Annotated in this window: 25 protein-coding genes and 1 pseudogene; 16 read left to right on the top strand and 10 right to left on the bottom strand. The window is 62.2% G+C overall.

The genetic code is table 11. The annotated features are described in order from the left end of the window. Positions 1 to 84 precede the first annotated feature (84 nt). The 3 genes from argH (at position 85) to KYC_RS04075 (ending at position 3,109) form a co-directional block, all read left to right on the top strand. The gene (gene argH / locus KYC_RS04085) at positions 85 to 1,608 is read left to right on the top strand and encodes an argininosuccinate lyase (protein ID WP_008159135.1); all 1,524 of its coding nucleotides are present in this window, start codon (positions 85 to 87) and stop codon (positions 1,606 to 1,608) included. Between the two features lie 42 nt (positions 1,609 to 1,650). After that, positions 1,651 to 2,628, top strand: coding sequence for a Bug family tripartite tricarboxylate transporter substrate binding protein (locus tag KYC_RS04080; RefSeq protein ID WP_008159134.1), 978 nt, complete (start codon positions 1,651 to 1,653; stop codon positions 2,626 to 2,628). Positions 2,629 to 2,704: 76 nt separating this feature from the next. Beyond that, on the top strand, positions 2,705 to 3,109 hold the full coding sequence (locus KYC_RS04075) for a RidA family protein (protein ID WP_043517493.1): 405 nt from the start codon (positions 2,705 to 2,707) through the stop codon (positions 3,107 to 3,109). A gap of 29 nt (positions 3,110 to 3,138) precedes the next feature. On the opposite strand, the gene KYC_RS04070 is transcribed toward KYC_RS04075, so the two are convergent. Together KYC_RS04070 and KYC_RS04065 are read right to left on the bottom strand one after the other, a co-directional pair. After that, positions 3,139 to 3,657 (bottom strand): O-acetyl-ADP-ribose deacetylase, encoded by a 519-nt coding sequence (locus KYC_RS04070; protein WP_008159132.1) that lies wholly within the window; start codon positions 3,655 to 3,657, stop codon positions 3,139 to 3,141. A gap of 43 nt (positions 3,658 to 3,700) precedes the next feature. After that, positions 3,701 to 3,991, bottom strand: coding sequence for a hypothetical protein (locus KYC_RS04065; protein ID WP_008159131.1), 291 nt, complete (start codon positions 3,989 to 3,991; stop codon positions 3,701 to 3,703). 229 nt (positions 3,992 to 4,220) lie between these two features. Here KYC_RS04065 and KYC_RS04060 point away from each other — a divergent pair, with 229 nt between their 5' ends. The 6 genes from KYC_RS04060 to sorU all read left to right on the top strand — a co-directional run bounded on the left by KYC_RS04060 (position 4,221) and on the right by sorU (position 11,327). Continuing rightward, positions 4,221 to 5,186, top strand: coding sequence for a DUF3829 domain-containing protein (locus KYC_RS04060; protein ID WP_008159129.1), 966 nt, complete (start codon positions 4,221 to 4,223; stop codon positions 5,184 to 5,186). Positions 5,187 to 5,316: 130 nt separating this feature from the next. Continuing rightward, entirely contained in the window at positions 5,317 to 5,829 is a 513-nt protein-coding gene (locus tag KYC_RS04055) for a sigma-70 family RNA polymerase sigma factor (protein ID WP_008159128.1), read from the top strand. A 4-nt stretch (positions 5,830 to 5,833) separates the two neighbouring features. Then, positions 5,834 to 6,847 carry a FecR domain-containing protein gene (locus KYC_RS04050; RefSeq protein ID WP_008159127.1) on the top strand — a complete coding sequence of 338 codons (1,014 nt, stop codon included), beginning with the start codon at positions 5,834 to 5,836 and terminating at the stop codon, positions 6,845 to 6,847. A gap of 102 nt (positions 6,848 to 6,949) precedes the next feature. Continuing rightward, complete coding sequence (locus tag KYC_RS04045) at positions 6,950 to 9,478, top strand: TonB-dependent siderophore receptor (protein WP_008159126.1); 2,529 nt, start codon at positions 6,950 to 6,952, stop codon at positions 9,476 to 9,478. A 236-nt stretch (positions 9,479 to 9,714) separates the two neighbouring features. Further along, positions 9,715 to 10,941: a SorT family sulfite dehydrogenase catalytic subunit gene (sorT, locus tag KYC_RS04040; protein WP_008159125.1), complete on the top strand. Its 1,227-nt coding sequence runs from the start codon at positions 9,715 to 9,717 to the stop codon at positions 10,939 to 10,941. 2 nt (positions 10,942 to 10,943) lie between these two features. Next, entirely contained in the window at positions 10,944 to 11,327 is a 384-nt protein-coding gene (sorU, locus tag KYC_RS04035; protein WP_008159124.1) for a SorU family sulfite dehydrogenase c-type cytochrome subunit, read from the top strand. 281 nt (positions 11,328 to 11,608) lie between these two features. On the opposite strand, the pseudogene KYC_RS04030 reads toward sorU, so the two are convergent. Next, positions 11,609 to 11,881: pseudogene (locus KYC_RS04030) on the bottom strand (transposase); the annotation flags it as partial. A 179-nt stretch (positions 11,882 to 12,060) separates the two neighbouring features. After that, positions 12,061 to 12,417, bottom strand: coding sequence for a GIY-YIG nuclease family protein (locus tag KYC_RS30185; protein ID WP_476499119.1), 357 nt, complete (start codon positions 12,415 to 12,417; stop codon positions 12,061 to 12,063). Between the two features lie 193 nt (positions 12,418 to 12,610). Between KYC_RS30185 and KYC_RS04025 the strand changes: the two genes are divergently transcribed. Further along, entirely contained in the window at positions 12,611 to 13,186 is a 576-nt protein-coding gene (locus KYC_RS04025) for a hypothetical protein (RefSeq protein ID WP_202946574.1), read from the top strand. 215 nt (positions 13,187 to 13,401) lie between these two features. On the opposite strand, the gene KYC_RS29425 is transcribed toward KYC_RS04025, so the two are convergent. Continuing rightward, positions 13,402 to 13,773, bottom strand: coding sequence for a hypothetical protein (locus KYC_RS29425; protein ID WP_139026496.1), 372 nt, complete (start codon positions 13,771 to 13,773; stop codon positions 13,402 to 13,404). Positions 13,774 to 14,025: 252 nt separating this feature from the next. Between KYC_RS29425 and KYC_RS04020 the strand changes: the two genes are divergently transcribed. Then, the gene (locus KYC_RS04020; RefSeq protein WP_008159121.1) at positions 14,026 to 14,670 is read left to right on the top strand and encodes a hypothetical protein; all 645 of its coding nucleotides are present in this window, start codon (positions 14,026 to 14,028) and stop codon (positions 14,668 to 14,670) included. Positions 14,671 to 14,868: 198 nt separating this feature from the next. Here the strand turns inward: KYC_RS04020 and KYC_RS30110 are convergent, their stop codons facing one another. From KYC_RS30110 to KYC_RS04000, 5 genes are all read right to left on the bottom strand, one after another. Beyond that, complete coding sequence (locus KYC_RS30110) at positions 14,869 to 15,444, bottom strand: papain-like cysteine protease family protein (protein ID WP_139026495.1); 576 nt, start codon at positions 15,442 to 15,444, stop codon at positions 14,869 to 14,871. Positions 15,445 to 15,538: 94 nt separating this feature from the next. Next, complete coding sequence (locus KYC_RS28570) at positions 15,539 to 16,354, bottom strand: DUF4019 domain-containing protein (RefSeq protein ID WP_139026494.1); 816 nt, start codon at positions 16,352 to 16,354, stop codon at positions 15,539 to 15,541. A gap of 1,026 nt (positions 16,355 to 17,380) precedes the next feature. Continuing rightward, a complete protein-coding gene (locus KYC_RS04010) occupies positions 17,381 to 17,986 on the bottom strand; it encodes an HD domain-containing protein (RefSeq protein WP_008159117.1) in 606 nt (201 codons plus the stop codon). A gap of 48 nt (positions 17,987 to 18,034) precedes the next feature. Beyond that, positions 18,035 to 18,493 (bottom strand): DUF1801 domain-containing protein, encoded by a 459-nt coding sequence (locus KYC_RS04005; protein WP_008159116.1) that lies wholly within the window; start codon positions 18,491 to 18,493, stop codon positions 18,035 to 18,037. Beyond that, positions 18,490 to 19,422 carry a LysR family transcriptional regulator gene (locus KYC_RS04000; RefSeq protein ID WP_008159115.1) on the bottom strand — a complete coding sequence of 311 codons (933 nt, stop codon included), beginning with the start codon at positions 19,420 to 19,422 and terminating at the stop codon, positions 18,490 to 18,492. Before KYC_RS04000 ends, KYC_RS04005 begins: the two co-directional genes overlap by 4 nt. Before the next feature lie 145 nt (positions 19,423 to 19,567). On the opposite strand from KYC_RS04000, the gene KYC_RS03995 reads away from it, so the two are divergent. Genes KYC_RS03995 through KYC_RS03975 form a run of 5 tightly spaced genes read left to right on the top strand, consistent with a single transcriptional unit; the run spans position 19,568 to position 24,495 of the window. Continuing rightward, positions 19,568 to 20,596, top strand: coding sequence for a ketopantoate reductase family protein (locus KYC_RS03995; RefSeq protein ID WP_043517485.1), 1,029 nt, complete (start codon positions 19,568 to 19,570; stop codon positions 20,594 to 20,596). Next, positions 20,593 to 21,327 (top strand): SDR family NAD(P)-dependent oxidoreductase, encoded by a 735-nt coding sequence (locus KYC_RS03990; RefSeq protein ID WP_008159113.1) that lies wholly within the window; start codon positions 20,593 to 20,595, stop codon positions 21,325 to 21,327. Before KYC_RS03995 ends, KYC_RS03990 begins: the two co-directional genes overlap by 4 nt. Before the next feature lie 26 nt (positions 21,328 to 21,353). Beyond that, positions 21,354 to 22,271, top strand: coding sequence for a polysaccharide deacetylase family protein (locus KYC_RS03985; RefSeq protein WP_008159112.1), 918 nt, complete (start codon positions 21,354 to 21,356; stop codon positions 22,269 to 22,271). Between the two features lie 17 nt (positions 22,272 to 22,288). Beyond that, positions 22,289 to 23,296 carry a Bug family tripartite tricarboxylate transporter substrate binding protein gene (locus tag KYC_RS03980; RefSeq protein WP_008159111.1) on the top strand — a complete coding sequence of 336 codons (1,008 nt, stop codon included), beginning with the start codon at positions 22,289 to 22,291 and terminating at the stop codon, positions 23,294 to 23,296. Beyond that, a complete protein-coding gene (locus KYC_RS03975; protein WP_008159110.1) occupies positions 23,296 to 24,495 on the top strand; it encodes a M20 aminoacylase family protein in 1,200 nt (399 codons plus the stop codon). Before KYC_RS03980 ends, KYC_RS03975 begins: the two co-directional genes overlap by 1 nt. The last annotated feature ends 13 nt before the right edge of the window (positions 24,496 to 24,508 follow it).

Here is a 24,508-nt window from a genome sequence, read left to right as displayed (position 1 = left end):
TTAAAAGCCGTAAGAATCTGATTTGACGTATGAATTGGCCCAGCGGGAGACTACGGTTTTCAGCCTCATAGCCACCGGACCGATATGGAATCCAAAGTCAGTGCCCGCCTCAAGCAACCCCTTGCCAAAGAGGTGCTGCAGCACATTTTCCTGCCGCGCCTGAACCGGGAGTTCTTCGCCAATTTCGAGATGCTCACCCAGATCAACCTGGCGCACCTGCTGATGCTGCGCGAGCAAGGCATCGTCGACCACGACGCCGCGCTGCGCCTGGCGCGTGCGCTGCTTGCGATGCAGGCCGACGGCCCCCATGCGGTCGAACTGGACCCGGCGCGCGAGGAAGCCTATTTCAACTACGAGGCGCACCTGATAAAGGCGGTCGGCCAGGAGCTGGGTGGCCGGCTGCACACCGCCCGCAGCCGCAATGACATCGGCGCCACCATCGACCGCATGCGGGCGCGCGATTTCGCCGTCCGTATCGGCGCCGCGCTGATCGGGGTGTCGCGCGCCGCCCTGGCCCAGGCCGAGCGCTACGCCGATTGGGTGATGCCGGGCTACACGCACATGCAGGCGGCGCAGCCCATCACGTATGGCTATTACCTGTCGGCGCTGGTCGATGCCTGGTCGCGCGATATCGGCCGGCTGGCGCACGCGCTGCAAACCGCTGACGCCTCGCCGCTGGGGGCCTGCGCACTGGCGGGCACGTCGTTCCCGATTGACCGCGTCGACACCAGCGCCATGCTGGGCTTCAGCGCGCCGCTGGCCAATGCGCTGGATGGGGTGGCGTCGCGCGATTTCGCACTGGAACTCAGCGCGACGCTGTCGATCATGATGGTCACCTGCAGCCGCATGGTGCAGGACTTCTACATCTGGTCCACGCCCGAGTTCGGCTACCTGACGTTCCCGGACAGCATCGCCAGCACCTCCAGCATCATGCCGCAGAAGAAGAATCCGGCGGTGCTGGAGTATCTGCGCGGCAAGACGGGCCACCTGATCGGCCTGACCGGCGCGGCGTTGTCCACGGTCAAATCGACCCATTTCACGCACTCCGGCGACAGCAGCCGCGAAAGCACTCGCACCTGCTGGGAAGCCTGCGAAGAAGCATCGAAGGCGTTGGAACTGATGCAGCTGCTGGTGGAGCAGGTCCAGCCCGACCGGGCGCGCATGGCGTCTCGGGCGGCAGATGACTTCTCGACCGTGACCGACCTTGCGGACCTGCTGGTGCGCAAGGCCGGCGCTTCGTTCCGCGACGCGCACCACATCATCGGCGCCGTGGTGCGGCAGGCGCTGGAGCAGGGGCTGGCGGCGCGCGGCATCACGCCGGCGATGATTTCCGCGGCCGCACAGGAACAGTTGGGCCGGCCGGTGGCGCTGGCGGCCGACGACATCGCCGCCTGCCTCGATCCCGTGCGCAACGTGGCCGCGCGCCTGTCGCTCGGTGGCCCGGCGCCCCAATCGGTGCGGGCGCACCTGCGCGAACAGCAATCGATGCTCGATGCGCGCCAGGCAGAGATCGACACCGCGCGGCAACGGGCCGCCGACGCCAGCGAGACGCTGCGCCGGCGCGTCGATGCCCTGGTCAACCCGGAAACCGGCATGGCCGCCGCCTGAGGCGCCGCCGTATAAATCAAACCAAGCAAGGGGAATTCAATCATGTTCAAAGCGCTTTCCAGATTCGCCGTGGCGCTGGCCGCGGTCATCAGCCTCAACCCGGCGGCCCACGCGGCCCCGGCCTATCCCAACAAGCCGATCACGCTGGTTGTGCCGTTCGCGCCGGGCGGCACCGTCAACCTGATGGGGCGCCTGCTCGCCAACCGCATGTCCGAGGCGCTCGGGCAGACGGTGATCGTCGAGAACAAGCCCGGCGGGGGCGGCAGCATCGGCGCCAACTTCGTGGCCAAGGCGGCGCCGGACGGCTACACGCTGCTGCTGGCGACGATGGGACAGCAGTCGATCCTGCCGCTGATTTCGAAGAACCTGCCGTACAACGCCGACAAGGACTTCGCGCCGGTGGCGCTGTTTTCCACCGTGCCCAATGTCCTGGCGGTGTCCAAGGACACGCCGGCGACGACCGTGGCCGAGCTGGTGGCCTATGGCCGTGCCAATCCCGGCAAGCTGAACATGGCGTCGGCCGGCATCGGTTCGGTCAATCACATGACGGGCGAGCTGTTCATGTTCCGCTCGGGCGCCCGCTTCGAGCATGTGCCGTATCGCGGCGCGGGGCCGGCTACGTCGGACCTGCTGTCGGGCCAGGTGCAGGTGCTGTTCGCCAACTTGCCGAATGTGCTGCCCTACGTGAAGTCAGGGCAGGTCAGGGTGCTGGCGGTGGCCAGCGACAAGCGCAGCGATTCCATCGCCGATGTGCCGACGCTGGCCGAAGCGGGCGTTAAGGACGCGGTGGTCGAATCCTGGTATGGGGTAATGGCGCCTGCCGGCACCGATCCGCAGGTCCTGCGCAAGCTGCAGGACACGGTCGTCGCGATTGCCAACGACAAGGCGCTGGTGGGGCAACTGGCCGAGCAGGGCGCGGTGCCATTCCCCGGCGCCAGCGAAGACCTGGCGAAACTGTCCGCCGAGGAGACGCGACGCTGGAAGCAGATTATCGACAGCGCTAAGATCCAGCTGGATTGAAGCGTCGGGCCGGTCCGGGTGGGACCGGCCGTGTCAGAAATTCGATTTCTTTATAACGTCTTAGCCATCATTTGCCATGTCAGACCGAAAAGTCATTGTTCCCAAAGCGATGGAAGCGCTTGCAGAGAAGGCTGGATACGCGCCCGCGGTGATGGTCAATGGGATTGTCTATTGTGCGGGCCAGGTCGGTCGCACGTCGGATTTGGCAGTCATCGAAGACCCGGAACAGCAGTTCATGGCGGCATGGGAAAACCTGCGCATCGTGTTGGCCGAAGCGGGATGCACCTTCGATGATGTGGTCGACATGACCACCTATCACGTCAATATGCGTGAACATATGGGCGTCTTCAGGACAGTCAAGGACAGCCTGTTCCCACGAAAGACGTGCCCATGGACCTGCATCGGCGTATCCGAGCTGGCTCGCCCCGGACTGCTGGTTGAGATCAAATGCACTGCTGTTCCGCGCACTGGCGCCGTGTAGGCGTCGCCCATATCGCGCCGCGCATCGAATCAAGCAGACGGCCGATTCAAGATGCGTTCGTAGTGAAGCAGGTCTTGCGCCGAGAAGCAGCAGAAGATCACGTCTTGAATGGACGAGTCCCGAGCCAGGCTGTCGCGAACGCTTTGGACGGCGACCTCGGCCGCCAACTCGATGGGGTAGCCGTATATGCCGGTGCTGATGCTGGGAAACGCAATCGAAGCGATGGCCCTTTCTTCGGCCAGCTCAATACATCGGCGATAGCAGCTGGACAGCAGTGCGGGTTCGCCGCTGTCTCCGCCCCGCCATACCGGGCCCACGGTATGAATGATGTATTGAGCCGAAAGGCGATAGCCTTTGGTCACCTTCGCATCGCCCGTCTTGCAGCCGCCGAGCAGCCTGCATTCATGCACAAGATCCGGGCCTGCGGCGCGGTGGATCGCGCCATCGACTCCGCCGCCGCCCAGCAGGGATGAGTTTGCGGCATTGACGATGGCTTCGACATGAAGCTTCGTAATGTCCGACTGGATGGCGCGCAGACGGGTGGACATGTGCCTATCCTTGCAAGGATGAATCGCCGCCGGGCGAGGGCATTCAGGCGGTCAGGAAGCGCGTGACTTCGGCCCAATCGTTCGTCGACAGGGCGACGTCCTCGTAGTCGCCTTCTTCGTCGTCGTAGCGCGAAACACAGAAGCGCTGGCTCCTGCCGGATTCGCGGTCGGCATAGTTGGCGTAGTCGATATACACCTTCAAGCCGCGCGCTTCGTTTTCGAATGAAGGCGCTGCATCTATGTAGCTCGACGAGTCGATATACCCTTCGGGCAGGGGCGGCAGCGTTGATATGTCGTAGTCGGGAAATTCGCGACGCAGGCGGTCAAGGTTCATAAGAAAAGCATGTTGAGGCTGTGGAGGCCCGACATTTTACGTCGCTCAGCGCCAGCAGGCACGATGTCCCCCTAAACAGAGGCTCCGCAGGGCAAGCAACGGCGGCCGAATCACGGCCAGAGACGGTTTGAAAATTCTTGTGACCAAGCTGAATGACTTTGTAGCGTGTTAAGCAGTTGATGGGCATATGATGCGTCCCCTTCATAGCAACCCGCCACAGGAAACAAAGATGTATATGCCGCGCCCCTTGCGCTCGTTCGCAATTCTGGCCGTCACGCTGGCGCTCGCCGCGTGCGGCGACGATAGCGCCAACAAGGAAGCGAAGGCGCCCGAGCCGACCGCCGCTCAGGCCGAGATCGTCAAGTACAACCAGTATGTCGATACTGCCAACAGCATCTCCACGACGTTTGAAGAGGCGCTGGACCGGTACGAGACCTATGCTGTCCCAGCGCTGAAGAGCAGCAAACCGCTCAAGGATTTCGTCATCAGCAATGACACGACGATCCTGCGCACCAAAGAAAAGCTCGACCGCGCGCTGGCGATGAAAGCCCCCATCGCCGAGATCGACGCACCGGCCAAGGCGTTCTCCGATGCGTTGGGCAAGCTGGCGCCCCTGAGCAACGAACTGCAGAACTATTCGGCGGCAAAGACCTTCCTGTCGGACAATGGCGCGCTGGCGCGCGAGAAAAGCCCGGCCTACGTGGCGGCACTGACGGAAGTGGTGAAGGCGGAAAACGGTTTCTACCGCGGCATCTCTATCAAGGACACGGCCAACACGAAGGAAGCGTTCGAGAAGGCCAAGAAGGACACGGTCGCCTACTACCGCGCGGGCATGGTCTATTACGGCAAGGCTACGATGGACAAGGCGTCGGGCGTGTTCGACGGTCAGGGCCTGGGCGCCGACCAGGAAGCGTTCAAGCAGCAGCTGGACAAGATGAATGAAATGGCCCTGGGCTTCGACAAGAAGACGCGGGAAGCCGACCCCAAGGGGTGCAGCGGCATGATGATGAACGTCAACGGCTTCCTGGCGTCCGGCCGCAAGATCCTGGAACACACCAACAATGGCCGCTACAAGGAAGATGCGGCGCGCACCGGCGCGTTCAAGATGATGCGTCCCACGATTGAGGACGACGGCAACAGCCTGCGCCAGAATTTCAACAACCTGATCTCGGACTTGAACATCGGCCGCTGCTGATCCAAGCGCTTGCCGGGGGCCGAAATGTCCCCGGCGTGGACACTCGATGGCGGGGCTGCGAGGCTGGTTGGTGCATTATGTATAATGAGATCAATTCTCATTGCATTTGTGCCTCCATTGTCCAGCCTCCATGCCTGCGCAGAATCAACCTATCACCGAAGATTTGGCGGGGCTGTATGTCGAGCACAACACGTGGCTCCAGGGTTGGCTGCGCCGGCGCGTAGGCGACACGTTCGCGGCGGCTGACCTGGCGCAGGACACGTTTCTAAGCCTGCTTGACCGCAAGACCGCGGCTGTCGACATCCGGCAGCCGCGTCCATTTCTGGCGACAGTGGCCGGGCGGCTCCTGGCGCACCGCCACCGCCGGCAACTGCTCGAAACCGCTTACCTCGAGGCCCTTGCACGCCTGCCGGAGGAAGTGGCGCCATCGCCTGAAGCGCGTCTGATGGCGGTCGAGAGCCTGCAGCAGATCGACCGCGTGCTGGATGGTCTGCCTCCCAAGGTGCGGGAAGCCTTTCTGTTGGCGCACCTGGTCGAACTGAGCTACGCCGAAATCGCGGAACGTTTGGGGGCGTCGACCAGTTCGGTCAAGCAATATCTGACCCGGGCCAATCGCGAATGCATGTTTGCGCTGGCGGTCTGACGCCATGGCCGCCAGTAGAAATACGCTGACCCTGCCCAGCGGTCGAATCATCAGCCGGGCCACCGCGGACGCCGCCGCGGACTGGCTTACCCTGCTGATGTCCGGCGAGGCGGGCGATGAACAGCAAGACCAGTGGCGCCAATGGCGCCAGGCGCATGTCGACCATGAAGCCGCCTGGCAGCACGTCGAGGCCGTCACGGGCCGGATGAAATTGCTGGAGCGCGCCCCGGCGTACACGGCGCTGTCGTCCTACGCGGCGAGCAGCCGGCCGTCCTCCGCCGGCCGCCGGCGAGCGACCCGAATGCTGCTGTGGGGGGGGATGGCCGTTGGCGCCGGGCTGCTCGCTTCCCGCACCAGCGCCTGGCGGACCAGCATGGCCGATCTGCGCAGCGGCACGGGCGAACGGCGCAACTTCACCTTGGATGATGGCACGCAGCTAACGCTCAACACGGACAGCGCGGTGAACGTGCGCTTCGATGCGAATCAGCGCCGCATCCAGCTGGTGGCGGGCGAAATCATGATCGCCACCCGGCACGGCCCGGGGCAGTCCGATCCGCGGCCGCTGCTGGTGGCAACCGCCGAAGGCAGCATCCGGTCCCTGGGCACCCGGTTCACCGTAAGACAGCGCGCCGATCGCACCAGCGTGGCGGTGCTGGAAAGCGCGGTGGAAATTTTTCCGTGGGCCGGGTCCGGCGGTGCGCGTCTGCTTCGCGCTGGCGAGCAGACCCAGTTCAGCCGCGACGCGGTCGACGCGCCGCGGTCGGCCGATGATCACGCGCAGGCGTGGGCACGGGGGCAACTGGTGGCTGACGAACAGCGGTTGGACGACTTCCTGGCCGAACTGGATCGTTACCGGCGGGGCGTACTGCGCGTCGATCCACGGATTGCGGGCCTGCGCCTTTCAGGTGTTTTTCCCTTGGCGGACACCGACCGCATCCTGGACACGCTGCCCAGCGTGCTGCCCGTACGCGTGGAGTGGCGCACGCGATTCTGGGCGACGGTAGTACCGGCGGGCTAGGGCCACGAAAATTTTTTTGAATGTCGACTGCCCGATCGGCATTCTCGCGGCACCTACCTACTGAGGACCGGAAATTTCGGAGGTCCAATCAAGAGGAAGAACATGCCGAAGCCGCACCGCGCCCAAGATTCGGGCCGCCAACATCCATCTCCCATGGCGCTTGCGCCCCTGGCGCTGATTGTCGCCCTTGCGGCCGGCGCGCCGGCCCCCGCACGCGCGCAAGACGCCGCAGTTGTCGCGGGGAGCGCCGCGGCGGACTTCAATATTGCCGCCGGGCCACTGGCGCCGGCCCTGCGCCAGCTGGCCAGCACGGCCGGCATCATGCTGACCTTTACGGCCGAGCAGACCGAGGGCAAACAGACGGCCGGCGTGAATGGCAAATATTCGGCCATCGACGCGCTGGCCCGCTTGCTGGCGGGCAGCGGCCTGGAAGCCGTGCGGGTGGACACTGGCGCGTTCGTGCTGCGCGTCGATCGTAGGCGCGAATCCGGGGCGGCCGAAGCCGCCACGCTGCCCGTTGTCACCGTGACCGGCGCAAGCGCGGCCGACAGCACTACCGAAGGCACGCAGTCGTACACCACTGCCAGCATGAGCACCGCCACCCGGCTGAACCTGTCCATGCGCGAGACGCCGCAATCGGTCACCGTCATCACCCGCCAACGCATCCAGGACCAGGGGCTGGCGACGGTCAACGACGTGGTGCAGACCGCGACCGGGCTGACCTTCCGGCGCTTCGGACCCGAGCGCGCCTCGTTCTACTCGCGCGGCATGTACGTGGACAACATCATGTACGACGGCCTGCCCGTGGGCCTGGACAGCTCCAACCTGTCGCAGGACCTGCTGGCGACCGACATGGCGATCTACGACCGTGTGGAGATCGTGCGAGGCGCGACCGGACTGGTGCAGGGAGCGGGCAACCCGTCGGCCGCCATCAACCTGGTGCGCAAGCGGCCGACTGCGGAGCCGCAGGTATCCCTGAGCGCTAGCGCCGGCAATTGGGATCGCTACAGGGCGGAATTGGACGCCTCGGGGCCGTTGTCGAAAGACGGCAGTCTGCGCGGCCGCGCAGTGGTCGCAACCCAGGACTATGGAAGCTACAAGCGCGGAGAAAGCAGCGACGGCCAGATTTTCTACGGCATCCTGGAGAAAGACCTGGGCGCGTCCACCACGCTCACGCTCAGCGGGCTGCACCAGGAGAACCGGCTGCACGGCAACGGTTTCACCGGCCTTCCCGTTGGCCGCGACGGCAGCGACCTGGGGCTGCCCCGGTCCACGTCCTACGCCAATGACTGGGAACATTGGAACAAGACCACCAATTCGGCTTTCGCGGGGCTGGACCACCGATTCGGCAACGGCTGGCGTACGCATCTGTCAGCCTATTACGCGCAGGCCGAGGTCGACATGGAAGGCCACTATCTAAGCTACAGCATGCCTACGGGCAGATACAGCCAGCTGGGCGCGCGCAACGCCCACAAGGAAAAGCAAAGCAGCGTGGACCTGTACGCGAACGGTCCCTTCGATTTGCTGGGCCGCACGCACGAGCTGGTGCTGGGCGCCAGCTACCGCAACGTCGACTTCGACGGCAATAGCCGCCAGGGCCTGGTTCTTAACAGCAACCTGGACCTTTACAACTTCGACCCGAGCGCTGTTCCCGATCCCAACATCCCGCTGCGGGACTGGATGGATGCCAACATCACCCAGCAAAGCGTGTACGCCACGACACGCCTGAATCTGGCCGACCGGCTGAAGCTGATACTGGGCGGGCGGCTGGACTGGTTTGACTACAAGGACACCGTCAACACCTATCCGAATTTTGCCGCCAACACGCCTTCCGTCAGCGCCCATAACCGCTACAGCATCAACAACCAGCTGACTAAATACGCGGGCCTGATCTACGACCTGAACGCCCAGCACTCGGTCTATGTCAGCTATACCGATATCTTCAAGCCCCAGAACTACCTGGATGCCAGCAACAATCTGCTGGATCCGGTCGTGGGCAAGAACTACGAAGTCGGTATCAAGGGCGAATACTTCGACGGTGCGCTGAACGCCTCGGCCGCATTGTTCCGCATGGACCAGAAGAATCGCGCCTTCCGCAGCACGGACCAAAGCCAGTGCGCCGGTTACCCGACCGTCGCCTGCTATTCGGCCGCCGGCGAAGTGCGCAGCCAGGGCGTGGAGTTTGAAGTGCAGGGCGCCATTACGCCCAACTGGCAGGTGAGTCTTGGCTACACGGTGGCCATCGCACGCTATCGCAAGGACGCGAACCCCAACAATGTGGGCGAGCTGTTCGACACCGACACGCCACGGCACCTGTTCAAGATGTCGACCATGTACAGGCTGTCCGGCGCCCTGCAGGGCTGGCGAGTCGGGGGCTCGATCTACCATCAGGATTCCATCTACAACCAGGGCGCCACGAGCGGCGTGCCGTTCCGCATCAGCCAGGGCGGCTACACCGTAACGGATCTGGTGGTGGGCTGGCAGGCGACGCCGAAGCTGGACATGCAGCTGAACATCAACAACGTGTTCGACAAGAAGTACTACAACGCGCTGTCCGGCAGCGTTGGCTTCCCGAGCAACGTCTATGGCGACCCGCGCAACATGATGCTGACGGCGCGCTATCAGTTCTGACGGCTGGCGGCCCGTGAGGCAAGCTGGCGGCGCCGCACGTCACGGGCGCCGCCGGGCAAGCCAGACCGATATCCAAAATTCTTATATCTGAACAGACCCTAAATCTATAGTTCTTTAGAACCTGTTGACATAAAGAAAGGCATTGCCGATCATGCAGAGGCCCGCAACCCGGCGGGCCAAGATAAGCACAGCGCCGCGTTCGCTGCGCAACAGTGCGGCCACCAGAGAGGCATGCCATGGAGACAACCCCCCTCAACCCCGCGCGGCGCCGCCTGTTGGCGGGCAGCGCCAGCGCCCTGGCTGCGGCTGGCCTGGGCGCCACGGGCATTGCGCAGGCCAGCGACGCGCCCGCCAAACCGCCCGCGCCGGCGGCCAAGCCGCTGCCGCCGTATGCGGCCTGGAAAGACGCCGACAGCGTCATCGTGCACACCCCCAACACCATCGAGACAAAGCGCAGCGCCTTTGGCGACGGCATCATCACGCCAACGCGCCAGCTCTACGTGCGCAACAACCTGCCGCCGCCCAACCCGTCCATTCTTGACGACCGCGATGCCTGGACCGTGGAGATACTGGGCGTCAAGCAGCCCCGCACCCTGACCGTCGGCGAACTCAAGACCCTGGGTGTGGAGACGATGGCCACCGTGCTGCAATGCTCCGGCAATGGCCGCAAGTTCTTTCCGCACAAGCCCAGCGGTACGCCCTGGGAGGTTGGCGCGGCCGGCTGCGTTATGTGGACGGGCGTGCCGGTGCGCGCGCTGGTCGAATACCTGGGCGGCGTGGAAGGCTCGCCCAGCTTCATGACAGGCACCGGCGGGGAAACGCTGCCCGAAGGCCTGGACCCCAAGACCTTGCTGGTGGAACGCTCCGTGCCGCGCGAGGCCATGCAGGACGCCATGCTGGCCTGGGAAATGAACAACGAGCCGCTGACGCTGGCTCACGGCGGTCCGCTGCGGCTGATCGTGCCGGGCTACACCGGCGTCAACAACGTCAAGTACATCAAGCGGCTGGCCTTCACTGCCGAACAAAGCCCCGCAAAAATCCAGCAGACCAGCTATCGGATGGCGGCCATCGGCTCCAAGCCGGGCCCCGACAACCCGTCGGTGTGGGGCATGGAGCCCAAGTCGTGGATCACGGCGCCCGGCGCGGATCGCCAGGCGCTCAAAGCCGGGCGCGCCGTCGTGCGCGGCGTGGCCTTTGGCGGCATGCATGCGGTCAAGCGGGTCGACGTGTCCATCGACGGCGGCAAGACCTGGAAGCAGGCTGCGCTGATCGGGCCGGACCTGGGCAAATACGCGTGGCGGCAGTTTGCGCTGCCGGTTGAATTGTCCGCGGGGCAGCACGTGCTGGTCAGCAGGGTCGAAGACTCGGAGGGCAACGTGCAGGTGGAAGCGCGGGTCGAGAACGCGGACGGTTACGTCAACAGCAGCTGGCGCGACCACGGTCTGACGGTCAACGTGTCTTAGTCATGGCGGTGTCGATGCGCAGTATTTTGATGCAGTCTGTCGTGCGCCGCCGCCCGGTCGGGCGGCGGTCGCGGGCCGCGGCGGCATGTTTGCTGTTTCTGGCAGGTGGCTCGGCCCTTGCGGCCGAAGCCAATGACGCAGAAGCCGGCCGCGCGCTATTCCTGAAAGGTACTACTGCACCGGCCTGTGCTGTGTGCCACACCTTGGCGGACGCCGGGGCGGCCGGAACCATTGGTCCAAACCTGGATGAATTGAAGCCGGATGCCGGACGGGTGGCGCAGGCTGTGCGCAATGGCATCGGGGTGATGCCGGCGTTCGATGCGTTGAGCGATGCGGATGTGCAGGCGTTGGCGAAGTATGTGTCGGAGGTGACGGGAGGGCAGTAGGTTGCGGGAGGGCAGTAGGTGGCGGCGGGGCTGTGAACGGAATCAAGACTGCATGCTGCCGAGGACGAATGGATGGACGAAGTCGCTGACACACGATTGGTTTGCTCGATTGTGAGTACGCCTGGGCGAATGTGCGGCTGCGGCACTACAAATGGAAAAGCTCTTCCAAGTCCCTCAAATTTTTTCGAACAACAGGCCTCGGATTTCCGGGAGTGTCAGTTTTTTGTGTTTAAGGCACTCAATGCCTGATCCCAGGGAGGATCAGGCGTGTTGATGCTATCTCAGCGATACGGATCGGTGAAGCGTTCAGCGTAAATGATGGCGAACCGGTTCATGGCAGCCTTCCAGTCATGCGTGGCGCTGCCCCAGCCGTCCGTGATGTTGCGCAGGACTAGCCACAGCAGCTTGGTGGCGGCCTCGTCGCTGGGGAAGTGTCCTCGCGTTTTCACCGCCCGGCGCAATTGCGCGTTGATGCTCTCGATGGCGTTGGTGGTGTAAATCACCTTGCGGATCGCTGGCGGGAACGTAAAGAACGGGATCATGCGGTCCCAGCTTACCTGCCTCTTTCCACCTGAGCCGGGCCGTTTGACGGCCTGGAATCGTCTCGCCAAAGAGGGCGATCCAGGCGGCTCGAAATGACTTGTACATTACTCCGTTCACCCGGCATGGCGGGCTGTGCCGGCGTGCGGCGCGTACTTCCGGAATGTCCCATCCATTCAGCGCCGACCGAACCTTAACGTGGCCGTCGATGTCGCACTCTTCGTAGCCCTCGCCCAATGGAGATTCCAGCGCTGCGAGCAAAAATGCAGCGAACAAGGTTCAAATAACCGAGGCGAAAGCACTCCGATCTACCATCAGCGATATGACTAGCTCCCTTGCCTCGTGCGTTGGGTTGTGAGCGCAGAATCAGCGTTTCTATGTGACGTGCTGCCTGAATACTTGGCAGTTTGTACAGAGCGCCCTCAGCGACGTCGAAACCTTGGCGGTCGTGTTTATACAGACGTCGGGTAGGCACCTCGCTGATTCCGACTTTGAACACTCCGCTGTCACGCTGGACGAGCAGGTAGAGATATCCGTGACACGTACGCATCTTGCATTGCGAGAGGGAAGTTGATCTTGAGCCACGTCGCTTCATGGCCTTAGTTTGGTATTTAGTTTATACTAATTGCAACAATTGCAACGTAAACTGATTGCGGGTCATGCCACTCACTCCGACTCAAGCAGCTTCCCTAAGTGAAGCCGTGGACGCCTACGCTTTCCCTCCTGCGTATTATGACTTTTCGATGAATAGCCCCGTCATGGGATTGACCATGGCGCAAGTAGAAAGCCGGATTCGGCAAAATTTACTGAGCGAGAAGGGGGTGAAAGACGGGTTGTCGAACGTCCTCTACTGGGGCTTTGCCCAAATGGGTGGATTAGCGGTCATTCGCGCAGACCGCTTCCGTTCGTCGGTTACCCAAGACCAGCTCGCCTCGGCAGCGCAGTTATTCGCCGTCAGCCGATGTCCGAGTCTTGTGTCCATCGCGCGTCTTAAACTACCGCAGTTTTCCGGTGTCTCGTTTGTTAGCAAGGTGCGAATGTTTCTGGACCCAAATGGTTCAGCCACGCTTGACAAACAGATCATGAAGATTCATAGGCTGCGACCAACTACCGTACTTGCTGCCGTGCGAGCGTTGAAGACCGCCATTCCCGTCAATACGAGCAACTCGGCAGCCTATGAGGCATGGTGTGCGCGGTTGGCGCAGATCCGGAGGCTTTACCTTCCGAGCCTACGGGTAGTGGACATCGAGCGCGGCCTTTTTCATCTTATCCAGTCGGGTCGGGTGCAATGTGCTGCTGATATCCTTGCTGATGCCTAGTCCGGAGCTGCGCTTAATGCGACGGGTGCGATCCCCACATTACCGGAAAGTCGTATGACGGTGATCGCCTATTTCCCCGACCTTTCTATCACGGTGCCAGATCAGTTGCTGAGCGTAGATAGACCAGGCGGGGCGCCCGTTCAGTTACTGAGCATCGGAAGTACGTACAGCCTAAAAGATCTGTCGCTATCGCCCACCAATCTGTTGCAGAAGATTCACCGGCTGAAGCACGGCAGGGGCGAAGTTTTCATGCTTATTCCTGGTGCCGTATCCCACCTAAAGAAATTAGTGGATTCTTTTGAATCGATACGAGCCGGAAGATATGAGCTCGCACCTCGATTGGCCGCCAGACTGAAGAATCCAACCCTCTCAGTATCTTGCATATCTGAAGCGTGGTTACCGATTCGGCTGGATATTCCGAATCCGAGTTCATCGCGTTTCATAAAGTGCGGCGTCTGGATGCTCTCCACGCCGTAAACCGACGCTTTGACTTTGATCCATACGTTGGCGAGACTCTGTACGCGGGTAGCGGCGCCAGCATCTTGTCTCGCTGGCTTTACCAGCGTGGAGAGCAGTACCAGGATCATCCCGCTCTGCTAGGCGAGACAACGGAGGAAAAAAGCGCATTCGAGTATGAACAGGTTTCCAAAAAAACTCGCTGACCAACATCTTGTAATCGTCCAAGTGTGATCGAGGGATTTTTGGCCGTTTCGCACATCCCTGACCGTCAGGGCAGTTCTCAACTTCAATGAATTATTCTTGATCATCTGCCAATCGGTTGAATACTGGGTCGCAAGCTCAGTGGCTCGCTTGGCATGGAGAGTTTGATTAGGTCGAAAATGCAATACATCAGCTCGCTACTGCAAACCTTCTACTTGGCCCGCTCGATTTTGGGGCGAGTTATTCGGTGGGCAACATATCTGACGGTTTTTCTCATCGGATTATGCGTGTTTGGTCCGTTTCTTAGCTCTGCCGCATTCCAATCGCTTATCGACCACACCGCCGCCGATCCTCTCCTGCGACATGTGTTGGACCCAGGAGACTGGATAATTGATCAACTTGTGCGACATTCCGCCGTACTTTTTGCAGTATGGGCGTTTGCTTTCGGTGTTTATGGCAAGTTCAAGGACACGGTGGCTGACCTTAACGCGTGCCTCGGATACGCGTCCATTCTCACTAGGGGAATTGGGACGTTTCTTTTCACCATGTTTATGCTCCTTGCCGGAATAGGCATGTATCCAGTGCTCGCCGGGCGGGAGGCGTGGATCGGATTTTCAATCGTAATGCTTGCGTTTTGCGGATTTGGCGTTCCAGGTCTCTTCTTTAGCTGGTACAACAAAGTTGGTTTCACGCCTCATCGGCTGCTTGATGCTGTTGCTCCCTATGCAGCTGTTTTGTGTGCCGTGCTCGCTGTTCTGGCCATCGTGTATGGTGCCGTTGCAGACCTACTTGGATTGGTCCTGTTCCTGTTAAAGAACGGTTAAGGGTGGGGGCTGAATGAGTGTCTGGAATGCGTGTCAGGCTGCAATTGCACTCCAGTCATTACGGCAGCGGCCTTCCCGCAATCTGTTATTACTACGTGTTGGTATATCTGCGAATGAATGCATGCACAATTCTAAGTGTTGCTAAGCGATGCAAGAAGCAGCTGGCGCACTGTTTTTCTTGTTGATTGGGTGACCACTTCAATAAACAACCAATGCGGCGGTCCACGCTTGCATCAGGCTTGGGAAGTCGACCTCGTATTGGCCATAAAAAGGGTCGTTGATTGACACCCGTCCAAGCGGTCCGAAGGGGGACGGAACCACTCGCATGCCAGTCGCGATCACGAAATGCCCGGCACCTTGTCGAGTATGCATCACGATGGGGCCGTGCTTTAATATGTCATATAAGGCGAAACCGTCGGCCGGCGGAGAAACAGTGGAAAATCGTCCTCCAAATCTGCTAATTAAAGCTTGAACTTCAGTGATATGCCCCGGTCGGGAACACAACTGTGGATTTTGGCAGCAAGGCGCACGATATTGTATTTGGAGCATTGAGCACTGATCTGGGACGGGGCTGCGTCCATAAAATTCTGCCACCATTTTCGCAGCGGCAACCCAGCACCAAACCATAGTCTGCTGCGGATGAAATGGCACTGCATGGTGAATCGGTGGGTATCTTCTGTAATCGAAGCTGGTGGGGGGCTGTGCGTTGCTTGGGGCAGCCAGGCAATATAGCGAGAGGGCTAGTAAAGTGACGCTTTTAAATAAAATAAACATAGCCGCTTTCCCTGTGTGGAAGTCTCTTTCGAACCTGCGGTCGTACGGCAATTCGCGCGCGATTAGTTCCTTTTGCCTAGGTGCCTATATTTAATTAACGCCCCTTGTCTGCTTTGTCAGTCCATATCCCGCTGAGCCGAAAATTGCCATCCTTTTCTTGGATCACGATAATGCGTTCGAAGATTCTACTGCCGGCGTACGAGTTTACAAACGTGATGGCGTAAATAGGACCCGTGTATCCGCTACTCGGATCGAAACTGGAGAAATCGTTACTCAAGACCTTGCTTTCAATTAGGCGGCCTAATCTCGCCCGACCTAATGTCAAGTTGGCTACGAACGCGTCCTTGGTCGTTAGCTTTTTGAACCAATCACTGGTGTTGAAATCCCACAAATCCGAATATTGTGCTTTTTCGAGCATAGATATTATGATCGTTGCACTTTTCTCGGCCGCGTCCTTGTTCGCTGCTTCGGTGCTTGGTGTATTTGTTACGCCGGCGCTTGGTAAAGAAGGGCCGGTTCCAGGCACTCGTTGAGAGAGGAATTTTCCAAGGGAACTGACTTGGATTGGGCTCCGAATAAGCCCAGATTTCAGTAGGAAGTCGAGATTTTCAGCAGCTTTATCCGGGTTGCCTCCCACTTTTATGACTTCCAGTATGCGAGTTTGCTCGGACTTCAGTTCTTCCAAGTCTCGCTGAAGATTTCCATTGACAACCGCCACAACTGCATTTCCTGCTGCGGCTATTGACGCGGCAAGTATTGCTAGGACCAGTGGATTTTTCCATTGGGACTGTGTGCTTTCTTGCCTAGAAATTTCAATTTGGACTTCACGAAGTGTCATCTCCCGTTGCCGAAAATTCTTCTCAACTTCCCATTTTTCTCTTTCGGAAACTTCAGTGCCATTGTTTTCCACTTTTTTTGCCTTTTGCGACACAATATGGTGAGATGAAACCGAACTTTTGTTGAGAAAATTTTAGGATTGGTAAATTTTTGGCGAACTTGTAATGCACCAATATTTGTCTTTCGCGGTGTGGCTTTGAGAAAAATGCTATGGAGGATAGAGCGGGGACGGAATACTTAATATTGAGTATTGGTGTCGACGCGCTATATGTTGCGTAAGGAGTCGGCTGCTCCCTTGCTCAAACATTGAAATGCGTTTTAGCGGAAGGCGTTGTTGGGCTACTAATGAGCAGAAGTCGTGATCCAAGTCCATTCTTAGCCGATGGCTGACGTTGGATGGTATGGCAGTGTCCGGATTAGAATACGTTCGACCTTGCTCACGCTGCACCCTCAGCGCTAATTTGAATCCTCCAGGGCCCTCTAATACCAATGGAGCTTTTCATGAAAATGTCCATAACTCCATGCGTGGCGCTCATCCTCTCCGGATTTTGCCCATCCACCCGGGCCCGACTGTGACACCGTTCAAACGCCGGTCGCTGGAAACCACCCAGCAAGACATCGCCAGGTCAAGGCTGGCACGCCTAGCACCAGCTCAAACAATCCGAACGCGGGCGGTGGTCGCGCCCCGGGGCGCCGCAGTTGGAGCAACTGCCGGAGCGGTGGTTGCCGGCGCGCGCGGGCAGCAGCATGAGGAAGTCTATGGTCGTATGGATGACGACACTTAGCAGCAGTATTGGCAAAATCAGGCGAAGGATGCGGACGTAACCGGGGCGGGTGGTGGGCCGTTCGCGGCAGCGTCAGGATCGGCGGCAGGACCGGGCGAATCAGTCGCAGCAGAAAGCCGCCGTGTCGCCGGTCTATAGCAGTTGCATGCAGCAGAAGGGCTATCAAGTTACGCCCTGAAGCAATGTATTCCAGCTTTGAACTGGCTGCATGCTGAAGTAAGAGCTGCAGACTGACTGCCTGTCCGGCGGCGGCAATCTGCCGATTGCCGCCACGGCGAGGACCGAAGAAACCGTGAACCTCGCCAGCGCCCGGCTCAGCGCGCCTCGCCAGCGCGTGACGCGGCCTGTGCAAAGTGTCGCTTCACCCACTGTTCGCAAACCGCCCACAACTGCGGCGCACCGCTATGAATGGCTGGACCATAGCGGGACAGCACCTGCTCAAGCGACACGCCATTCTCCGTCCACGTCCCGCCGTCCGTGAACACGTTGATCAGCAAAGGCTGGAACCGGTCCAGCGCCTTTGCGAATTTTGCGTCGTCGGTTTCCGCCTGTTCGAACTCTTGCCACAGACTCAGAAACTCTTCGCATTGCCGACCCGGCAGCATCCCGAACAAGCGCGCCGCGGCGTCGGCTTCCTTTTGCGCCTGCAATGCCTGGCCTGACCCGCCATGTATCGGCACATCGCCCGCGTCGATCTCGACGATGTCGTGCAAGAGCAGCATCTGTATGACGCGCTTCGCATCGACGGTTCCACAGGCGTACTCGCTCAGCACCAGGGCATACATGGCCAGGTGCCAGGAGTGTTCGGCGGAGTTTTCCTTGCGGCTCTTGTCCAGCAGCGGGGATTGCCGGATGACGGTTTTGAGGCGGTCGATTTCCCTGAGGAAATCCAGCTGTTTTTCCAGGGTGCCTGATTGCATGCGTGTTTACGTCTGACGTTGAGGTCGTTGCGCGGGGATGGCGGGCGCCTACAGCTTTTCGCCGGGCAGTTTGCTGGCCTGGCTGACCCAGTCGGCGAATTGGGTTTCGTCGAATTCGCCCTCGTGAATGTCTAGGTACCGCACGGCGGGATACTTGGATTTTCCGGAAGGCGGCGGTTGCAGCGAGGCGCCCTGGAAGAAGGTCACTTTGACGTATTTGTTGAAGCAGTGGACGCTGAGGAACCAGCCGTCGCCCGCGATGCCGTAGAAGGGGGAATTCCATTTGACGGCTTTGGCGACGCCGGGAACGGTCTGCTCGATCACGGCGTCGATGCGTCGACCGATTTCGGATTTCCAGCCGGGCATGGCCGCGATGTAGGCCTGCACGGGCTCGTCGCCGTCTCCCTTGGGGATCTGCGGGTTGCCGCCCGACAGGAGGACGACTTCTCCGGGTGGCGCCAAGGCTTTTTTGCGGGCGGGCGTTTCCTTGCGTGTCTGTTCGCTCATGTCGTCTCCAGTGATCGCTCATCCAACAGTCGCTGCAGGTCGGCGATCTTGGCCTTTGCGACGTGGCGCAATTCGTCGACGAGCTGCTCGGTGGCGGGGCTGCGGCGCTTGCCTTTGGGAAAGACCAGACCGTAGTGCAGCTTGATGGCGGGGCGGAATTTCCGGACGGCGATGTCCAGGTGCCGCTGGGCTAGTGTAGCCATGGGGTCCGCCAGCGCAATACCGCAGTTCATGGCCGCAAGCTGGATGGCCATGGTGCTGAAGGAGACTTCCAGTTCGCTGTGCGCGGCGGCGTTGGTGGCTTCGAAGGCAGCCAGGCAGCGCTGTTCAAGAATGCTGCGGCGGCCCAGGCTGATGTAGGGCTCGGTCTGCAGGTCTTCGGGGCCTATCTGCGTGCGGCTGGCGTAGGGGTGGCTGGGGTGCATGACGGCGACGATTTCGCTTTTGCACAGCAGTTCGGTTTCGATGGCGGGATGGTCCAGCGGAAGCTGGACCAGGGCCAGGTCGAATTGCTGTTGGGCCAGCCACCACTGCAGTTCGGCGGGCATGCGCGCGTTGAGCGCGGCGGTGAAGCCGGGCGTCTTCAGGCGGCAGCGGCCCAGGGCTTCGATGGCCAGGCCGTCGATGATGTGGTTGGCGGCCAGGACGCGGACGCGGTCGCGGCGGCCCTGGCGCATGTCTTCGGCGTAATCGGCCACGGCGTCCTGGGCGCGGAGCAGGCCGTAGATACGCTTGTAGAACTCGTATCCGTCGTCGGTCAGTTCCAGGCGGCGGCCGGTCTTGCGCAGGATTTCGAAGCCCGCTTCTTCTTCCAGCTGGGCCAGCAGGCGGCTGACCTGGGGCTGGGTGCGGTGCAGGCGCAGCGCCGCCTGGGCAACGCTGCCGCCCACGACGAAGGCGTGCAGCGCCTCATAGGCGCGGTAGTTCATGCCGGTTTTCCCCTCTTCGGAAATACATGCGCAATGCGCAAGTATTCGAGCAAATTTCGAAATTGAATTATATGTCTGCTGCTTTCAGAATTTCTCCCTGACGCCGGCCGTTGGACGTGCGCGGGTAACAAGGGAGTGGTAGGCAGTGAGTCAGGATCCGATTGTGGTGTGGGGCGGCGGCGCGATTGGCGGCGTGGTGGCGGCGAAGCTGGCGGACGCCGGTCAGGATGTGCTGCTGGTGGACGTGGTGCCCGAGCATGTGGAGGCGGTACGCGCCCATGGGCTGGAGATCGTCGGTCCGGACGGCAAGAGCACGTTCTCGCGGATGCAGGCCTGCCTGGCGTCCGAGGCGCAGGGCACGTATTCGCGGATCATGTTGTCTGTGAAGGGGCAGCACACCCGCCAGGCCATGCAGATGATTGCGCCGCGCCTCGCCGCCGGCGGCTGGGTGCTGGCGCTGCAGAACGGCCTGACCGAGGCGACGATCGCTGGGGTGGTGGGACAGGAGCGCACGCTGGGCGCGCTAGTGAATTTTGCGTCGGACTATGTGGGTCCCGGGCGCATCCAGTTCGGCGGCCAGGGCAGCCTGCGGGTGGGCGAGATCGACGGCGCCGATACGGCCCGGTCGCGCCAGGTGGAGGCGCTGCTGCGCCAGGTGGATCCGCAGTCCGGCTGGACGGACCGCCTGATGGGCTACAAGTGGAGCAAGGTGGCGATCGGGTCGTTGCTGTTCACGACCGCGATGTCGAACGACACGATCGTGGAGCAGCTTGGCAACCGGCATTACCTGCCGCTGTGGCGCGCGCTGTGCCGTGAAGTGGTGACAGTGGCCCGCGCCAGCGGCGTGGATCCGGCGCCGTTCGACGGTTTTGCGCCTGACGCCTTTACCGCGTCGGCCAGCATCGACGACGCCTGGGCGCAGATGCAGCAGATCACGGACCATTGCCGCCGCTGGGTGGGCAAGCCGCGCAGCGGCGTGTGGCGCGACCTGGCCGTGCGCAAGCGTCCGACGGAAGTGGATCCGCAGATCACGGACATCGTGGCGCACGGGCAGGCCGCCGGCATCGAAACGCCGACGGTGTCGCGCCTGATCGCGATAATCCGCGAGATGGAGTCTGGCGGCCGCGACTTCGGCAACGCCAACCTCGACGCGCTGATGGAGACCGCGGCATGAGCGCGTTTTTGGATCAGCACGTGCTGGTGACCGGCAGCAACGGGCATTTCGGGCGCGAACTGGTGCAAGCCTTTGCGCAGGCGGGCGCGGCGGTGACCGGCGCCGACCGCGCCGTCGAGCCCAAAGACGCCGGCGCCGGGCGGCACGTGGCGCTGGATGTGACGGACGGCGCGGCGATCGAACGCCTGGTGGCCGGCTGGGACGATGCGTCGCTGCCCCGGGTGCTGGTGAACAACGCGGCGATCTTTCCGTTCGCGGACATCCTGGATGCGCCGCCGGAACTGTGCCGCGCCATCCTGGACGTGAACCTGCTGGGTCCGCTGCAGCTGACGCAGGCGCTGGCGCGGCGCTGGATCGCCGCCGGGATCCGCGGGGTGGTGGTCAATGTGAGTTCGGCGTCGGCCGAGGTGGCGCGCGGCAACGGCGCGATCTACGGGCCGTCGAAAGCGGCGCTGGAGCAGATGACGCGCATTCTGGCGGTCAGGCTTGCCCCGCATGGCATCCGCGTCAACGCCGTCCGCCCGGGCCTGGCGCAGGGCGAGAACAGCGCCTTGCTGCCGCAGACGCATCTGGACAGCATCGCGGCCGCGATTCCGCTGGGACGCATGATCCAGCCGGGGGAACTGTCGCGGGCGGTGCTGTTTCTTGCCAGCGACGCGGCGTCGTTCACGACGGGCCAGGTGCTGTCGGTGGACGGCGGGGGCGGCATCAATCGCCGCGCCCAGGTCTGACCAACGAATCATCAAGGAGAAAACCGATGGATACCTCCATGCGCGCAATCACGATGCATGAAGACAGCCGCATTTCGTTTCCGGCGTACGCGTGGCCCGAGGGCAAGCGCTGCGCGGTGGCGTTCACGCTGGACCTGGACGCGGAGTCCCCGTATTTCTGGACCGCGCGCGACCGGCAGCCCCTGGCGCTGGGCGAGCTGGAACAGCGCCGGTACGGCCCGCGGCAGGGCGTGGCGCGGATCCTGGCGCTCTTGGACAAGTGGGGCATCAAGGGCGCGTTCTACGTGCCGGGCGTGGTGGCCGCAACCTATCCGGATCTGCTGCCTACGCTGCTGAAGGCGGGACACGAGGTCGGCTATCACGGGTATTTCCACGAGCGGCTGGATACGCTGGACGATGCCACGCTGGACGATTATCTGGGCCGCAGCATCGAGGTCTTCCAGAAGCAGACCGGAACGGCCTGCCGCGGCTACCGCGCGCCGTCGTTCGAGCATTCGCCCGCCAGCCTGGCGTCGTTGCGCCGCGCGGGCTTGGCCTACGACAGTTCGCTGATGGGCTTTGACCACCCGTACACGATCGACGGCCTGGTGCAGGTTCCTGTCACCTGGACCATCGACGACGCCTTGTATTTCCGCTACACCAACGGCCCGCGCGACAAGACGCATCCGGCCAATCCGAACGCGGTGCTAGAAAGCTGGATCGAGGAATTCGAGGGCGTGCGCGAGTGGGGCGGCCTGTGCATGATCACCGTCCACGACTGGATCTCGGGCCGCGCGCAGCGCCTGCGGCTGCTGGACAAGTTCTTTGCCCATATCGCCAAGGCCGAGGGCGTGTGGTGGGCGACGCCGATGGCGCTTAGCGACTATCACCGCGCATCGGCCAATGCCGGCCGCTTCGAGGTGAGCGCACACGTGGGCCGGTTTGCGCCGGATGCCACCAAATAAACCTACAAGGGGAAATCATGAATGAAAAACGTCGCGCTCTTTGCGCACAACTGGCCGGGCTGCCCCTGCTTACGCTGGCGGGCGCCATGCCGTGGCGCAGCGCGCAGGCCGCGCAGGGCTATCCGGACAAGCCGGTGTCGGTCGTGGTTCCGTTCGCTCCCGGCGGCAACACGGATATCGTGGCGCGGATGATCGGCACGGGGCTGGCGAAGCGGCTCGATGCCAATATCGTGGTGGAGAACAAGGCCGGCGCCGGCGGCAACATCGGCGCGGCGTCCGTGGCGCGCGCCAGGCCCGACGGCTACACCGTTCTGTACAGCACCGCCAGCACCTACGCGATCAACCCGCACATTTACGCGAACCTGCCCTTTGACCCGGTCAAGGCGTTCGAGCCCCTGGCGGTGACGATCCAGGTTCCCGTCGTGCTGGTCGTGTCGGCCAGCTCGGGAATCAAGACGCTCAAGGAACTGATGGCGCACGTCAAGGCCAATCCGGAAAAGGCCAGCTATGGCTCGAATGGCAACGGCACGTCCAGCCATATTGCGTGCCACGTGCTGGCGCAGAAGATGGGTGTGCCCAAGCTGCTGCACGTGCCGTACAAACAGGGTCCGCAGGTGCTGACCGACCTGACCGGCGGCCAGCTTACGTTCGCCTTTGACGCATGGTCGGTGTTGGGGCCGCAGGTCAAGGCGGGTCGGCTGGTGGCGCTGGCGGTGTCGGGAACGGAGCGGCTCAAGGCTGCGCCCGAGATCCCGACGGTCGCCGAAGTGCTGGAGACGGACTACGACATCGTGACCTGGAATGCGTTCTGCCTGCCCAAGGGCGTGCCCGCGGAGATCGTCGCAAAGCTGCGCGAGGCGGTGCAGGGCACGATGGAGGATCCCGCGATCCGTACGCGCCTGGAAAACGAAGGCGTGCCGCCGTATGCGCCCATGTCGCAGGCCGAGCTAGACGCGTTCTTCAAGCGCGAGTACGAGAAATGGGGCGCGCTGGTGAAGCTGGTCGGCGCCAACGGGATCGCGTGATGGCCGCCCGCAACGCCGCAGCGCCCACCACGGTGGCAGACCTGGAAGACCTGAAGCCCGAGCTGACGGCGTTGCGCCGGTCGCTGCACCAGCGCCCCGAGCTGGCGTTCCAGGAGCACGCCACCGCATCCCGACTGGCCGGGCTGCTGACGGAATGGGGGTATGAGGTCATGACGGGCCTGGCGGGCACCGGGCTGGTGGCCTCGCTGCGCGCCGGTTCCGGGGCCAGGCGGCTGGGCCTGCGCGCCGATATGGACGCGCTGCCCATCGGCGAGACGACGGGGCTGCCCTATGCCAGCCAGGCCGAAGGGCGCATGCATGCCTGCGGACACGACGGCCATATGGCCATGCTGCTGGGCGCGGCCCGCCATTTGGCGCGTACGCGCAAGTTCTCGGGCGTGCTGCACCTGATCTTCCAGCCCGCGGAAGAGCGCGGTTTTGACAGCGGCGCCAAGCGCATGGTGGAAGAGGGGCTGTTCAAGCGGTTCCCCTGCGATATGGTGCTGGCGATGCACAATCATCCGGGCGCGCCCGTGGGCCAGTTCCTCACGCGCAGCGGATCGTTCATGGCGGCGGGCGACCGGGTGTTCGTGAAGGTCATCGGCAACGGCGGGCATGCCGCGCGCCCGCAGCTGGCGACCGATCCGGTGGTGGCGGCGGCGGCCATTGTGATGGCGCTGCAGACGGTCGTGTCGCGCAACATTGATCCCTCGCAGGCGGCCGTGGTGTCTGTTGGCAGGCTGCGGGCGGGCGATGCGCTGAACGTGATTCCGGGCGAGGCCGAGATCGGTATCTCGGTGCGTTCATTCAGCCCGCAGGTGCGGGCGCGGCTGCGCGAGCGTATCGTGCGGATCTGCGAATCCACCGCCGAAAGCCACGAGGCCAGCGTGCAGATCGACTATGTGGAGGGCTATCCGGTGGTGGACAACGCGGCTGCGCCAACCGCGCTGGCCCTGGAAGTGGCCCGGGCGCTGGTCGGCCAGGAACAGGTGATCGGCGACATGCCCGCGCTGATGGGCAGCGAGGATTTCGCGTACATGATGCAGGCCGTCCCGGGCGCGCTGGTGCGGATCGGCAACGGGCCCGCCGACGGCGGGCGCGCCTTGCATAACGCCAATTACGACTTCAACGACGACAACCTGTGCGTGGGGGCGGCGTTCTGGAGCCGGCTGGCCGAGACGTATCTGCGCGACGCCTGAAGCGCCCGGCCAG

Origin of the sequence: Achromobacter arsenitoxydans SY8, assembly GCF_000236785.1 — a bacterium.
GTDB classification, from domain to species: Bacteria; Pseudomonadota; Gammaproteobacteria; order Burkholderiales; family Burkholderiaceae_B; genus Achromobacter; species Achromobacter arsenitoxydans.
Note: the sequence above shows the minus strand (reverse complement) of the source record. Positions and strands in the feature narration are given on the sequence as shown.

What these genes read in the sequence shown, in the direction of transcription:
- argH (WP_008159135.1), top strand. Translation starts at nt 85, where the DNA reads ATGGAATCCAAAGTCAGTGCCCGCCTCAAGCAACCCCTTGCCAAAGAG.
- KYC_RS04080 (WP_008159134.1), top strand. Translation starts at nt 1,651, where the DNA reads ATGTTCAAAGCGCTTTCCAGATTCGCCGTGGCGCTGGCCGCGGTCATC.
- KYC_RS04075 (WP_043517493.1), top strand. Translation starts at nt 2,705, where the DNA reads ATGTCAGACCGAAAAGTCATTGTTCCCAAAGCGATGGAAGCGCTTGCA.
- KYC_RS04070 (WP_008159132.1), bottom strand. Translation starts at nt 3,657, where the DNA reads ATGTCCACCCGTCTGCGCGCCATCCAGTCGGACATTACGAAGCTTCAT.
- KYC_RS04065 (WP_008159131.1), bottom strand. Translation starts at nt 3,991, where the DNA reads ATGAACCTTGACCGCCTGCGTCGCGAATTTCCCGACTACGACATATCA.
- KYC_RS04060 (WP_008159129.1), top strand. Translation starts at nt 4,221, where the DNA reads ATGTATATGCCGCGCCCCTTGCGCTCGTTCGCAATTCTGGCCGTCACG.
- KYC_RS04055 (WP_008159128.1), top strand. Translation starts at nt 5,317, where the DNA reads ATGCCTGCGCAGAATCAACCTATCACCGAAGATTTGGCGGGGCTGTAT.
- KYC_RS04050 (WP_008159127.1), top strand. Translation starts at nt 5,834, where the DNA reads ATGGCCGCCAGTAGAAATACGCTGACCCTGCCCAGCGGTCGAATCATC.
- KYC_RS04045 (WP_008159126.1), top strand. Translation starts at nt 6,950, where the DNA reads ATGCCGAAGCCGCACCGCGCCCAAGATTCGGGCCGCCAACATCCATCT.
- sorT (WP_008159125.1), top strand. Translation starts at nt 9,715, where the DNA reads ATGGAGACAACCCCCCTCAACCCCGCGCGGCGCCGCCTGTTGGCGGGC.
- sorU (WP_008159124.1), top strand. Translation starts at nt 10,944, where the DNA reads ATGGCGGTGTCGATGCGCAGTATTTTGATGCAGTCTGTCGTGCGCCGC.
- KYC_RS30185 (WP_476499119.1), bottom strand. Translation starts at nt 12,417, where the DNA reads ATGCGTACGTGTCACGGATATCTCTACCTGCTCGTCCAGCGTGACAGC.
- KYC_RS04025 (WP_202946574.1), top strand. Translation starts at nt 12,611, where the DNA reads ATGAATAGCCCCGTCATGGGATTGACCATGGCGCAAGTAGAAAGCCGG.
- KYC_RS29425 (WP_139026496.1), bottom strand. Translation starts at nt 13,773, where the DNA reads ATGATCCTGGTACTGCTCTCCACGCTGGTAAAGCCAGCGAGACAAGAT.
- KYC_RS04020 (WP_008159121.1), top strand. Translation starts at nt 14,026, where the DNA reads ATGCAATACATCAGCTCGCTACTGCAAACCTTCTACTTGGCCCGCTCG.
- KYC_RS30110 (WP_139026495.1), bottom strand. Translation starts at nt 15,444, where the DNA reads ATGTTTATTTTATTTAAAAGCGTCACTTTACTAGCCCTCTCGCTATAT.
- KYC_RS04010 (WP_008159117.1), bottom strand. Translation starts at nt 17,986, where the DNA reads ATGCAATCAGGCACCCTGGAAAAACAGCTGGATTTCCTCAGGGAAATC.
- KYC_RS04005 (WP_008159116.1), bottom strand. Translation starts at nt 18,493, where the DNA reads ATGAGCGAACAGACACGCAAGGAAACGCCCGCCCGCAAAAAAGCCTTG.
- KYC_RS04000 (WP_008159115.1), bottom strand. Translation starts at nt 19,422, where the DNA reads ATGAACTACCGCGCCTATGAGGCGCTGCACGCCTTCGTCGTGGGCGGC.
- KYC_RS03990 (WP_008159113.1), top strand. Translation starts at nt 20,593, where the DNA reads ATGAGCGCGTTTTTGGATCAGCACGTGCTGGTGACCGGCAGCAACGGG.
- KYC_RS03985 (WP_008159112.1), top strand. Translation starts at nt 21,354, where the DNA reads ATGGATACCTCCATGCGCGCAATCACGATGCATGAAGACAGCCGCATT.
- KYC_RS03980 (WP_008159111.1), top strand. Translation starts at nt 22,289, where the DNA reads ATGAATGAAAAACGTCGCGCTCTTTGCGCACAACTGGCCGGGCTGCCC.
- KYC_RS03975 (WP_008159110.1), top strand. Translation starts at nt 23,296, where the DNA reads ATGGCCGCCCGCAACGCCGCAGCGCCCACCACGGTGGCAGACCTGGAA.